Raw genomic sequence first — 12,019 nt, 5'->3', positions numbered from 1 at the left:
GAAAATATATTAAGTTTGATCAATGAGAGACCGGTAAAACATTGTATAGTATTTTACACAGGATTATGGACTTGACTTTTTTTCTGGATGCGTTCAGTAATTTTTTGATTATGTAGTACTATTTAAATAATCTTATTAAATTTAAAATTCAGTCTATAGTTACATTTTTAGTTTCTTTATCTGGATGTTCTCTGATGTATAATTTAATTTGGTTACAAATACTGATAATAAGTAGATAAAATTTAACACAATATAGCGAAACTACTTTCTTTAATAGAGTGGTGTAGGTCATGCTTTTAAAGTATTTTAAGTTCTGCAAATTTAGAAGAGGCAACTAGGTATACTAAGGTATATAAAGTTTCACAATTCTCTAATCAGTAATATTTCAAAAGAAGATACGATTATTTTAAAGATTGGTAATCAAATAGAAAGAATTCCAATAAGTAAGATTCTGTTTTTCGAAAGTTCACACAAGTCACACCGAGTTGAAGTTCACCTAAAGAATCGACAATTTGAAATTTATGGAAAGCTGTCCGATGTAGTTAAAATGCATCCTACATTTATTACAAGTCATAAGTCATTCGTTGTAAACATCAAGAACGTCAGGAGTGTTAATACAAAAGAACGGATAGTAACATTTGTGAATGGTGAGACTTGCTATATATATCATCGCTTTCAAAAAAACTTACTAAGCCAGTTAGACAGTCATCATTAAGATGGCTGTTTTTTTACGTTTAGGCACGAATTTCAACCTCTTAGGCAAAAATCAACTACAGATACATTCTTCATGTAAAAATATTCACATGGAGGGCGTAATAGTGGAAGAAAAATTGGCAGTATGGGTCTATGAACAAAGTCTAGCTAAGCAAAATTATTCTGATTACGAAAAAGCAAGAATAATTTATGGTTGGACGGTTCTGTTTTACAACTTATTAAAAGTCACAATTATTCCACTGCTATTAGTTTATTGAAACAAGTGGCAGCCCAGTATCTAAAACCTGCAGATTTTGCAAGACTAAACTGGGTAACCATAGCAGCTTCAGCAGCGATTAATGCTGTTAGTTGCCTATAGATTAGAATCGTTAGATTGTTTGGGGAATTTGTATTATTTTCTTTAATGGGTATTCCGTATTGGAGGGATGCCCATTTTCTTGTATAATTACTTTAATTAGCTAAATGATTGAAAAAGGGGCCCTCTGAGGTTGGAAAAAGAATTTAGGCTGTATAAAAATTTAATCGATGAGTTAGATATTTCTGAGAATCATATTTCTTGTATTGCAATTAAGTACCCAAAAAAATGCTTCAAATATTTGGCTTTAGGTGCTCTGGCGACCTCGTTGTTTGAAAGGATATATCTACTTACTTTCACAGAAAAAGGACTGTATTTGATAAAGTTAGGAAATGGAATAACTGTCATGAGAACATCAGAAAAGGTCGCTTCTAGAGAAAGTAGTAAAATAAAGGCTGAAGAAATTTCTTGTATTATAGTTGAAGAGGAATATCTCGCTAGTTCTATTTCTGGATACTGGCTAAAGATTGAAGAAAAAAGGAATCATATTTTTTTCATTCCTAATAGTAATTTTACTTTTGAAAATAATATTCTTAATAATAACCGAAATATCGGTTTACTCATTCAGAATAACTTTTTTGAACTAGGAACTAATGGAACGGGTTATATCGTTTAGTTATTATTTAGCTAATTTAGAGGACAAGTACAATAAAAAATGGTGTTAGTCAGTTGTGCATTGGAATAGCTATTAAATGTCAATATGAAGGAGCATTAAGTGATGATTTCTAAGTATGAAGAGAAAATCGAATATGAAAAATTTATTAGTAGTCTTAATATAGTTCCGAACCATAACTATATTGAAGTCTCAAAAGGGTCTAACCCTGCAATTTTTACTTATGCAAACGGGAGTGCGGTGTATGAATTTTTTATCTCTAAACAATATTTGCTGATTTTCACTCATAGCGAAATCATACTAAAAAAATACGGAGTAGATATCCCAAAGAGAATCTCTCACAAGGATATTTATGAATTTCAGGCTCGCGAGTTACCTTTAACGAGTTTTCATTGTATTAGTTTCAAGGCATTTAATAGAAAGTACTATTTTTATATTGATGCTGATGATGTTTTTTCTTTAGGAGAATCTAGTTACTCCAGCTTTAATTACTACTTTTTGCGTGAAAAAAAATTCTTTGGTCTATTAGATATGTGACTTGCAGATATATAGCTGATTGTATGTTGAAATTGTAATGAGAAAACTACATTTCTTGAAATTACAGACAGAATGTCATTTCTGAATATTAAATAAAAGTACAATTCTCTTTTTTATTGTTCCATAAGATATTTTTAGTAACTCAAAAAAATCATAAAGAAAATTTGACAAATTAACCGATTTACTTGGCAATGAGTCTTCATCAATGAGCTTTCTAGCATGGAAAAAATCAAATGGTAGAGGATCGATTTAACGTAATCAATATACCATCTCAGACAACAGAATGCGGGTTAGTCATAGGTATCGATAAAAAAATTGGATAATTTCTATTAATGCTAAACGGAGTATTTCCTTTTGAATATGGGGATAAATATTAATTCTAACACCATTGTATGTAAAAAATTTTTCTCATATTCTAAAAAATTATATTCTATTTTTTTGGAATATCACTAGTGTTGCACTACCCACCTCTGGTTTTGCAAAATTTAATGTCGTAGCTAGTATTGCAATTAATGTGATTTCTTGCTGGAAAAATTAAAAAAATGATATAAACAAGAAGGGCTTCCTAAGTGGAAGTCCTTCTAATTCTTAATATCGTAATGTGGATTGAAAAAAATGATGCTTACAGACAGCGAGATTAATCAACAAGTAAAGGATTTTATCCGCTATTTAGGATTTACCCCACAGCATAACTATTTTACCTGTTATAGATATCCTCTTCCAATTTTAGGACTTATCCCTGTCAGTCCAATCATGACAGCTTTACATGCCATTTTCTTTGATAAGTTTGACAATTGGACGAAGTTCCTTCAAACGAACGGGAGAAGAATTCGAACGGTCGTAAAAAAAGAAGTAAAGAAGTTTAGAGAGTGTGGAAATCCTGAAAAGAGTTCCCGCCTGTTGGTTTGCGAAGGCTGCCATGCAGTAAAAAAGCTGGTCTTTCGATGTAAAGGAAAGTTTTTCCCAACATGTGCAACAGGAGAAAGTCAGCGGTGGGCGGAGATCACGGCGAATGATCTGTTTATGGTTGCACACAGACACGCTGTTTTTACGATTGCTGAAGGCTTGCGTCCTATTTTTATGATGGAGAAGTACTATTGAAAGGCTTAATGGATGAAGCAGCCCGAATTCTGTTGGATTTTTTTGAGAAGCATCACGTGAAAGCAGGCGTCGTAGCTGGATTTCATACCCTTGATTACCCGCGAGCCAGTCACATTTTCCCGTACGGTCAAAACAAGCTGATCGACTTGCTTTTGCAGCTTGCCAAAGAGCGGCACTCCTTTTTTCGAAATATGTGTCACCATCACAAAGATGATCTGCATCACTGCGACTAGCACCAATGTCAAAATCGGATCTAAAGTAGTGGTGATCAAAATCCCCCCAACTAAAAGAATTGGTGCGCGAATCCCCATCCGCAGCATGACACCAAGGGTCAGATGGATATTGTAGGTGTCAGATATTATACGTGAAACTAATGAGGAGATGCAGACATCTTCAATTTGCGTCGTGTCTAGATAAGTAATCTTGTGGAACAGGTCTCCACGAATATGTTCCGTCGTATCTTTTGCGACCCGTGAGACCATCCGATTGGCGACAATATTTGCCCACAAAGCAAAGGCAGAAGCCGCAAAATGACACCGCTCCAGAGAAGAATTTTCTTGGGGTCTTTTTGCGGAATGACCTGATCTAAAATATAGGCTAAAGTCCAGGGCAGAATCAATTCCATCATGGTTCCTAAAAATTTAATGATTACACCTAGCGTTACTCGGAAACGATAAGGCTTTAGTAGTTTAGAATTAATTTCATTTTTGCTCCTTTTTACACATCTCTGTTTCAGCCTTCTCCATAATCGTCTGCAAATCAGACAATAAGACCTCTTGCTGTTCGCTTGGAATCTCTGCTAACAACTTTTGGTTCCATTTGGCTAAGATCGATCGTACTTCAGCTTCGATAGCTAACGATTTTTCTGTTGGAAAGATCTGCAACCGCCGAGCGTCTTTTTTATCACTTTGACGAGTAATGAAACCTTTCATCTCCAGCTGCGCCAATTGTCGAGCGACATTACTTTTATTGATAAAAATTTTACAGGCCAGCTCTTCCTGTGAAATTCCCGGTTCGGCACAAATACTTAAGATATAAGCATGGTGCATTTCCCCTAAACCTAATTTTTTAAACTCTTTTTCTCGGTATAAAGCAGAAAGTCGTGCGATGCGATTGATCATTTTGACAAAAGAATCCACCCGAATGTTCCTCCTTGGTAGTTAATAAGTTCTCGATTGAACAAGTATATAACAGTATAAAATAAAAATGTTGCGGGTGCAACGAATATGGGTCAAAAGGCTTAATTAGTCTGTCAGCAGGAGTTAGACAGTTTATTTTTCAGCTTTCATGTGCAAAAATTTACCTTTTTTACACAACCATAACAATCTTTTTTTATCTTTGCGTGAACTTGACGGTGTCTTTACACTGCATCGGTATACTTTTGTCAGAGGATATCGCTGTACTTGTGTGTTTTCGCTGACGGTATCCAGTTTGAAAAATTAATTCGTAAATGCGAATAAAGGAGAGATACATTTGTTAAAACTCGAAAACATTTCGAAAACATTTCAAGAGACGACAGTACTGGAAAATATTAACTTAGAAATTGAATCTGGCGAGATTGTTTCTATTCTTGGACAATCAGGTTCAGGAAAGACCACTTTATTAAATTTGATTTTAGGGTTAGAAGAGCCAAGCGGGGGAGAAATTTTCTCTGACGGGATAAATATTACGCACACATTGATGGAAAAACGGCCCTTCAATATTGTATTCCAAGATTATGCCTTGTTTCCTAATTTAACAGCTTATCAAAATCTGACCTACGGGCTACGCAATAAAAAAGAGTGTTCGACCAAAGCAGAGGTTGATGAACTGATCCAATTATTGAATTTGGAAAACCACTTGGAGAAACCGATCCATCAATTGTCTGGCGGGCAGAAGCAGCGGGTCGCACTGGGGCGCACGCTAGTGATGAAGCCACAGCTGCTTTTGTTAGATGAGCCGTTAAGTGCTTTAGATGGGGTAATCAAGGAATCAATCAAAGTGAAAATCCAAGAAATTGCGCGGAAGCTTCACTTGACTATCGTCATCGTCATTCATGATCCAGAAGAAGCGTTGACGATGTCTGATAAAATCGTTGTTCTCGATGAAGGAAAAATCGCTCAATGCAGTTCGCCGGTCGAAATCATGAGTAAAGCGTCCTGTCATTTTGTCGAAGAGTTCATCGTCAACCAATTGGCGATCAAGCAACAGAATATTCAGCAAATATTTCAACAATCGATGAAAATGGTGGTATCATGAGAGCCGCCTTTTCATTGAAAAAAATGATTAGCTGGTGCGTACTTGCTTTTTTCTTTCTATTCTTGGCTTATCCGATTGTTCAGATCGTGCTGACCGCTTTTCCCAGTTCGGGAGGAAGTAGTATCCAGATTTTCAATCAGGATTGGCAGGTATCGTTTGGCAATAGTTTGAAATATTCTTTAGTGGCGACAAGCTGTTCAACAGTTTTAGGTTTTTTCTTAGCTTACGGAAATAATTTTACTCGGATCAATCAGAGATTTTTAAAGGTGAATGAGAGTATTCTGCATTTTCCGATGCTTTTACCAACCATTACTTATGGCTTTGTCCTTATTTATGCCTTTGGTAAACAAGGCTTATGGAGCAAGGTTTTTCAACAGGAACTGTTCCATATCTATGGCTCCATCGGTATTTTATTAGGCTTTGTCATCTATACATTGCCGCCAATTTTTATTTTGATCAATAACTCGATGAAATATTTGGATACACAATTATTTGTTGTGTCTCGTTTGATGGGGGATAGCTGGTATCGATCGCTATATAAGACGATTCTGAATCCTTTGACTCGTGTGTTGGCAGTCGCCTTTCTGCAAGGCTTCTTCATGTCGTTTACTGATTTTGGGATTCCAAGTGCGGTTGGCGGCCAGACACCCTTCATCACGACATTATTATATGAAGGCTTTATGGGAACAATTCCGAACTTTCAGTTTGGCTCCTTGGTTGCCCTGACGATGCTGCTGCCATCGATCATCAGTATCTTGGTTCTGAATCATTTACAGAAGAAGGTAGTGCGCTATGAACGACCGCGTCAGGCAGTAATCAAAAAGAATGCAGTGAGAGATTGGTGCTTCCGACTACTCTTTCTTAGTTTGTCACTGTTCATACTAGGTGTCTTTGCTGTCTTGATCATTATTCCGATGGTGAGTAATTGGCCTTATGATTTGCGTCCAACGCTGAATAATTTTGCCCGCTTTATGCAAGATGATAGCTTTATTTTAACGTTGAAAAACTCGCTGATGATGGCGTTATTGACTGCAGGAATTGGAACGATAATTGCCTATCTAGCGGCAATCCTAACCTCTAGAGAGCATAAGCTTTATAAGCTCAATCAATTGATCGATAGTATCGCTACAATCACCAACTCGATTCCGGGAATGGTTTTGGGAGTTGCTTACTTATTATTATTCAGCGGCAGTCAGCTGCATAACACGTTAATCGTTTTAGTCATCGTAACGATTGTTCATTACTTCTCGACACCCTATCAGATGGCAAAAGAAGCGCTGCAAAAGATGAATTTGAATTGGGAAAATACCGCCAAGTTAATGGGCGACAGCTGGCTGAAAACCGTTTGGCGGATCTTGATCCCTAATTCAAAGGTGACGATCGTTGATATCTTTGCCTATTACTTTTTCAACTCAATGGTGACGATTAGTGCCGTAATTTTTTTAACAAGTGCTAATACAATGGTTATTACTGCCAAATTAAAAGAGCTCCAGCATTTTGGCCGGTTTAACGATATTTTTATGCTTTCGTTGTTTTTATTAGTAATCAATTTAGCCATGCAAGGACTTACACAACTTATAAAAAGGGGAATGATGAATGAACAAAAAGAAACTACTCGCTTTACTTGGAAGTCTGCTTTTCCTTCTATTATTAAGCGGCTGCAACAAAAGTAATGCTGCGAACGAAAAGGTCACGATTTATACGAATGCCGATGAAGAGCCGGTAGAGGTCATTAAGAATGTTTTAGATAAGAACGGCTACAAAGGAAAGTATACACTGCAATCTTTTGGCACATCAGAGCTGGGTGGCAAGCTTTTAGCAGAAGGAAAAAATATTGAAGCCGACTTAGTGACGATGAGTACCTTCTATTTAAATAGTGCTCAGAAAAAAGAGGAGATGTTCAAGGAACTAAAATTACCAGTTGATTCATTAACGAAGATTCCAGACTACACCGCACCCTTTACCGTCCAAGAAGGAACGATTTTTTACAATACGGATGTGATGAAGGAAATGAAGCTGCCGATTCCGAAGAGTTTGAAAGAGCTAGCGGATCCGAAATACAAGGATGCCTTATCGATTTCAGACATCAAATAATCTTCTACCGCTTGGTTGCTATTCCAAGCCTTAGTTGATAATTATGGTGAGAATGAAGCAAAAACAATCCTACAAGGTATCTATAAAAATGCGGGAGACCATTTGGAAAGTTCTGGCTCAGGCCCATTGAAAAAGGTTCGTTTAGGAGAAGTTGCGATCGGCTTCGGATTACGACATCAGGCAGTCAAGGATAAACAGGACGGATTGCCAATTGATTTCGTTGAGCCATCAGAGGGAACCTATGCCTTAACCGAATCACTGGCGGTGATCGATAAGGGGAAACAAACCAATCCAGAAGCACAAAAAATGCTGGATCTGATTTTAGAAAAAGGACGGAAAGACTTGCTGGAGATTTATCCTAGTGCTCTATACAAAGGAGAAACGGTCAATTCGGGACAAGTAGCCAAAGATCAAAAAGTTTTCCCGAAAGAATTGACTGCAGAATTATTAGAGAAGCATCAAAAATTAGTCGATTAAGGAGTGTAACATGGAATATAAATTATTAACCCCTGGACCGCTGACGACGAGTAAATCAGTCAAACAAGCGATGATGGTGGATCATTGTACATGGGACCAAGAATATAAAGGAATCACACAAGAAATCCGACAAAAGCTGTTGGATCTAGCGGGTGTCACCTCAGAAGAATACACCACTATTTTGATGCAAGGCAGCGGGTCATTTGGTGTAGAATCAGTCATGGGTTCGATGATCGGACCAAAAGATCATGTGCTGGTCTGTGTAAATGGCGCTTATGGCCGTCGAATAGTCGGTATGTGCGAGCGTTACAATCTAATGTACAGTGTTTATGAAGTGGCAGAGGATGAGATTCCCAAAGCTTCAGATATAGAAAAAATCCTGACTGGTGATCGCACGATATCAGCGATCGCCATGGTTCACAGCGAGACGACTTCTGGCATTCTGAACGAGTTAGAGGAAATAGCAGCACTGGCTAAAGATCATAGTGTACTGTTTATTGTTGATGCGATGTCTAGTTTTGGCGGGATTCCTATGGATGTCTCTGCACTGTCAATCGATTTTCTCATTTCAAGTTCAAATAAATGCATTCAAGGTGTTCCTGGCTTTTCGTTTGTTTTAGCCAAACGGGAGCAGCTTGAACAACGGAAAGATTTTGCTCGAACAGTGTCTTTAGATCTGTACGATCAATATGAAACGATGGAAAAGGATGGCAAGTGGCGTTTTACCTCGCCGACTCATACTGTTTTGGCCTTCTATCAAGCGCTGAAAGAATTAGATAAGGAAGGTGGGATATACCAACGCTACATGCGGTATTTGACGAATAACCGTTTACTGCGGCAAAAAATGGGAGAATTAGGCTATCAGCCATTCATCACGCAGTATCAAGGTCCTTTTATCACATCTTTTCTTTATCCAACGCAGCGAGCGTTTGATTTCCAGCATTTTTATCAGCATTTAAAACAAAACGGTTTTGTCATCTATCCTGGAAAAATAAGCAGTGTTGATTGTTTTCGAATTGGAAATATTGGGGAGATCTATCCAGAAGATATTGATCGGTTGGTTAAGGTCATTGAAAACTATTCGGAGGTAGCACATGTCAGTTAATACGATTATTTTAGACTGGGCAGGGACCACTGTTGACTTCGGCTGTATGGCTCCAGTCCAAGCCTTCAAAAAAGCCTTTAGTAATAAGAACATCGAGCTCACAAACCAAGAGATTCGAAAACCAATGGGGATGCTTAAAATAGATCATATCAAGCAGCTGCTTTCGCTTGATCAAGTAAAAAGAGAATGGTTGGCGCTTTACGGCCGTCCTTCTGATGAAAATGATGTTCTTAGTATCTATCAAGATTTTGAAACCTATCTGTTTGCAGATCTTGCGGAAAACAGTCATTTAAAGCCAGAAACGAAGCAAGCGATGAGAAAGATCAAACAATTAGGCTATAATATCGGCTCTACAACGGGCTATACCAAGGAAATGATGGAGGTTGTTTTTGAAACGGCTAGAGTAGAAGGGTATCATCCAGATTACGTTGTTACACCGGATGATGTAGATTCATTGGGACGCCCGTATCCCTTTATGATTTTTGAGAATATGCGTTTTTTTCAAAACCGTTCAATGGCAGAGGTAATTAAGGTAGGAGATACAATCTCTGACATTCAAGAAGGAAAAAATGCGGGGGTATTAAGCATTGCTGTTACAGAAGGCAGTTCCGTTATGGGGCTATCGTTGGAGGAATACAAACAGTATTCTAAGGAAGAAATGGAACAGTTGAATCAGCAAGCGGCTGAAATATTTTACCAACATGGGGCAGATCTTTGCATCAAAAATCTCTTGGAATTGGCAGAGCTTTTACAGGAACATTCAACGCTCCAGAATCTGCAAACAAAAAAAGAAAAGAGTCAGGTAAATTAATGGAGCGTAGGACAAAAGTAAGAAACACTTTTGTCTCATTCTCTAAAAACGAATAAACGGTGGGAGCAGAAGCAACTCCTTCTTATTTCTCGGAGTTAAACACTTCTGTCCCAACCTCATAAAATCATTCGTTCTTGTAGTGAGTATAAAAAGAAACCGGTATTTTTAAAGCCACAATTTGTGACAATGCTATTTGAAGGTGATTTGTGCTACACATAGTAAGTAAAGTAGAGTACTAAAACGAATGCGAATGTTTGTGAAGCTTTTTTGTTGTAGAAATTATCATAGTGGATACTTTTTGTTAGTGCTATAGAACCCCAATAGAAAAGGTCTTGATCAGACAACACGAAAACGAGCAAACTACACTCATCTAAATTTTTTCTCCGCCAAATGAGATAAAATAGCGGAGAAAAAGGATGAATGACGGTGAAAGAATATGATTATCAGTAGTTGAAAAATTGTTCTTTTTTTGCATTACGTACGGGAAATTCTAGTAGAATCATTTTTGTAGACTGTATTCAGGCGAAATTTCTATTATTTAACATTGTTGTTCCACCAAACTGTATTGCCAGTAAGTGTAGAGTTTACTTGAGAAAATGCCTGCACTCCAGCAGCTCGAATGTCTCGTTTTCCAGCACCGTTACCATTTTTGGCGGTAGCTGAATGTTTTTTTTGTTAGATGCTGGTAAGCAGAGGAATGTTTGGTGCCGTTAAAACCATAGATCCAAGTGCCGCCCCCGACTTGTTCAGTGATTCTTAATTTCGGGTTATAGTTGTCTATATTGACCATTCCCTCAGTAGGTTCTGTATTCCCAAATTCATCTGTATGGAAATTAAAGATGGAATCGGGCATTTTGTTACTCGGTATCATTGTTTTAGGGTTTGTTGCAATTGTTTTTTGGGACAAAAAGTATGCAACACGCTATTTTGAAAAATTCACAAGAGGAGGTTCCTTATGATAAAGATAGAGAATGTCCATAAATCTTACAAAGTAAAAAAGTAATTGAAAATTTTTCGACTACAATCTCAAAAGGGGAATTTATATGTATATTGGGGGAGAATGGCTCTGGAAAATCTACTTTATTGGGTTTGATGTCTTTGATGATCAAACCGGATGCTGGTAGTATTATTTATAAAGAAAAAAGTAGTCGATCGTCAAGTGAAATTCAAAAAATCAGGAGGAATACTATTGCCTATTTGTTTCAAAATTTTGCACTCTTAGATGATAAATCTGCTAAGTATAATATAGATTTGGGTGCTAAATTAAATCCGTCCTTTGAAAAGGAAGACTTGAGGGGAATGATAGAAAAAGTTGGTTTGACGGAATCGATACTTACTAAAAAAGTTTATGAATTAAGCGGGGGAGAGCAACAAAGGATTGCTTTAGCTAGAGCATTAGCGAAAAAATTCGATGTTCTTTTTGTGGATGAGCCAACTGGAAATTTAGATCATAAAAATACAAGACATGTTTTAAAAATTTTCAAAGACCTATGTAAGAGTGGTAAATCTGTTGTTGTGGTTACACACGATATTGAGATAGCCATATTCGCAGATAAATTGATCTATCTATAAGAGCAACAATAAGAATCATGGTTGGATTTTAAAATCTCGACAGATGTTCAGTCGGGATTTTTTTGATAATTAGTCGAATAGCATTTTTATTATTCGATACTTGAGCACTGACCTGTTTTCCTCAGTATGAGGTTAACGGATCAGTGTTCTTTTTGCATTACCCTCATTCTTCCCCTGATTCACAGGAAACCTAACCCGCTATCTGAAATCAATTTTAGTATGAACGAGTTACTTGTATGGAATGACTTTGACTGTGAAAGTAGTGATTTCGCTTAGCATTCGAATCAGTGAGTGACAGTCGAAAAAGGCTAGATGATCGAGTAATATTTATATTTCTGTAAGTGTATCGGTGGAAGGATTTTGAATGTAGATGGAGAGTTGCTTCCAAAATTTCAAGAGAAT

14 protein-coding genes and 1 pseudogene are annotated in these 12,019 nt (G+C 37.2%); 12 read left to right on the top strand and 3 right to left on the bottom strand.

All coding sequences use genetic code 11. The features are described from left to right. Positions 1-340 precede the first annotated feature (340 nt). The 5 genes and pseudogenes from DVW83_RS16070 to DVW83_RS15185 form a co-directional block, all read left to right on the top strand. Positions 341-715, top strand: a complete 375-nt coding sequence (locus DVW83_RS16070) for a LytR/AlgR family response regulator transcription factor (protein ID WP_104661297.1) — start codon at positions 341-343, stop codon at positions 713-715. Between the two features lie 103 nt (positions 716-818). Continuing rightward, positions 819-971 (top strand): hypothetical protein, encoded by a 153-nt coding sequence (locus DVW83_RS15050; RefSeq protein WP_161569449.1) that lies wholly within the window; start codon positions 819-821, stop codon positions 969-971. A 231-nt stretch (positions 972-1,202) separates the two neighbouring features. Continuing rightward, the gene (locus tag DVW83_RS03730; RefSeq protein WP_104661298.1) at positions 1,203-1,685 is read left to right on the top strand and encodes a hypothetical protein; all 483 of its coding nucleotides are present in this window, start codon (positions 1,203-1,205) and stop codon (positions 1,683-1,685) included. A gap of 102 nt (positions 1,686-1,787) precedes the next feature. Continuing rightward, positions 1,788-2,219: a hypothetical protein gene (locus DVW83_RS03725; RefSeq protein WP_137239050.1), complete on the top strand. Its 432-nt coding sequence runs from the start codon at positions 1,788-1,790 to the stop codon at positions 2,217-2,219. Positions 2,220-2,972: 753 nt separating this feature from the next. Next, positions 2,973-3,409, top strand: a pseudogene (locus DVW83_RS15185) (transposase zinc-binding domain-containing protein); the annotation flags it as partial. Here DVW83_RS15185 and DVW83_RS15395 read toward each other — a convergent pair. Next, entirely contained in the window at positions 3,326-3,802 is a 477-nt protein-coding gene (locus tag DVW83_RS15395; RefSeq protein ID WP_238699345.1) for an ABC transporter transmembrane domain-containing protein, read from the bottom strand. The pseudogene DVW83_RS15185 and the gene DVW83_RS15395 sit on opposite strands and share 84 nt — an antisense overlap. Positions 3,803-4,021: 219 nt before the next feature. Beyond that, positions 4,022-4,459 carry a MarR family winged helix-turn-helix transcriptional regulator gene (locus DVW83_RS03710; protein WP_104661300.1) on the bottom strand — a complete coding sequence of 146 codons (438 nt, stop codon included), beginning with the start codon at positions 4,457-4,459 and terminating at the stop codon, positions 4,022-4,024. 334 nt (positions 4,460-4,793) lie between these two features. Here DVW83_RS03710 and DVW83_RS03705 point away from each other — a divergent pair, with 334 nt between their 5' ends. The 6 genes from DVW83_RS03705 (at position 4,794) to phnX (ending at position 10,045) form a co-directional block, all read left to right on the top strand. Continuing rightward, entirely contained in the window at positions 4,794-5,558 is a 765-nt protein-coding gene (locus DVW83_RS03705) for an ABC transporter ATP-binding protein (RefSeq protein ID WP_137239048.1), read from the top strand. A gap of 23 nt (positions 5,559-5,581) precedes the next feature. Next, positions 5,582-7,231 (top strand): ABC transporter permease subunit, encoded by a 1,650-nt coding sequence (locus DVW83_RS03700; RefSeq protein ID WP_224784421.1) that lies wholly within the window; start codon positions 5,582-5,584, stop codon positions 7,229-7,231. Next, the gene (locus DVW83_RS15390) at positions 7,155-7,652 is read left to right on the top strand and encodes a hypothetical protein (RefSeq protein WP_224784415.1); all 498 of its coding nucleotides are present in this window, start codon (positions 7,155-7,157) and stop codon (positions 7,650-7,652) included. The genes DVW83_RS03700 and DVW83_RS15390 overlap by 77 nt, the downstream gene beginning before the upstream one ends. Before the next feature lie 102 nt (positions 7,653-7,754). After that, complete coding sequence (locus DVW83_RS15385) at positions 7,755-8,129, top strand: hypothetical protein (protein ID WP_224784416.1); 375 nt, start codon at positions 7,755-7,757, stop codon at positions 8,127-8,129. 10 nt (positions 8,130-8,139) lie between these two features. Continuing rightward, positions 8,140-9,234, top strand: a complete 1,095-nt coding sequence (gene phnW, locus DVW83_RS03690; RefSeq protein ID WP_137239046.1) for a 2-aminoethylphosphonate--pyruvate transaminase — start codon at positions 8,140-8,142, stop codon at positions 9,232-9,234. After that, complete coding sequence (gene phnX / locus DVW83_RS03685) at positions 9,224-10,045, top strand: phosphonoacetaldehyde hydrolase (protein ID WP_137239044.1); 822 nt, start codon at positions 9,224-9,226, stop codon at positions 10,043-10,045. Before phnW ends, phnX begins: the two co-directional genes overlap by 11 nt. 640 nt (positions 10,046-10,685) lie before the next feature. Here the strand turns inward: phnX and DVW83_RS03680 are convergent. Continuing rightward, on the bottom strand, positions 10,686-10,898 hold the full coding sequence (locus DVW83_RS03680; protein ID WP_137239042.1) for a hypothetical protein: 213 nt from the start codon (positions 10,896-10,898) through the stop codon (positions 10,686-10,688). Between the two features lie 128 nt (positions 10,899-11,026). Here DVW83_RS03680 and DVW83_RS03675 point away from each other — a divergent pair, with 128 nt between their 5' ends. Further along, the gene (locus DVW83_RS03675) at positions 11,027-11,617 is read left to right on the top strand and encodes an ATP-binding cassette domain-containing protein (protein ID WP_104662063.1); all 591 of its coding nucleotides are present in this window, start codon (positions 11,027-11,029) and stop codon (positions 11,615-11,617) included. The last annotated feature ends 402 nt before the right edge of the window (positions 11,618-12,019 follow it).

The organism is Enterococcus sp. VV15 (assembly GCF_005236045.1).
In the GTDB taxonomy this organism is placed as follows: Bacteria; Bacillota; Bacilli; order Lactobacillales; family Enterococcaceae; genus Enterococcus_B; species Enterococcus_B durans.
Note: the sequence above shows the minus strand (reverse complement) of the source record. Positions and strands in the feature narration are given on the sequence as shown.

Coding starts and splice junctions, on each gene's coding strand:
- DVW83_RS03725 (WP_137239050.1), top strand. CDS start 1,788: ATGATTTCTAAGTATGAAGAGAAAATCGAATATGAAAAATTTATTAGT.
- DVW83_RS15395 (WP_238699345.1), bottom strand. CDS start 3,802: ATGGTCTCACGGGTCGCAAAAGATACGACGGAACATATTCGTGGAGAC.
- DVW83_RS15390 (WP_224784415.1), top strand. CDS start 7,155: ATGAACAAAAAGAAACTACTCGCTTTACTTGGAAGTCTGCTTTTCCTT.
- DVW83_RS03700 (WP_224784421.1), top strand. CDS start 5,582: ATGATTAGCTGGTGCGTACTTGCTTTTTTCTTTCTATTCTTGGCTTAT.
- DVW83_RS03680 (WP_137239042.1), bottom strand. CDS start 10,898: ATGCCCGATTCCATCTTTAATTTCCATACAGATGAATTTGGGAATACA.
- phnX (WP_137239044.1), top strand. CDS start 9,224: ATGTCAGTTAATACGATTATTTTAGACTGGGCAGGGACCACTGTTGAC.
- phnW (WP_137239046.1), top strand. CDS start 8,140: ATGGAATATAAATTATTAACCCCTGGACCGCTGACGACGAGTAAATCA.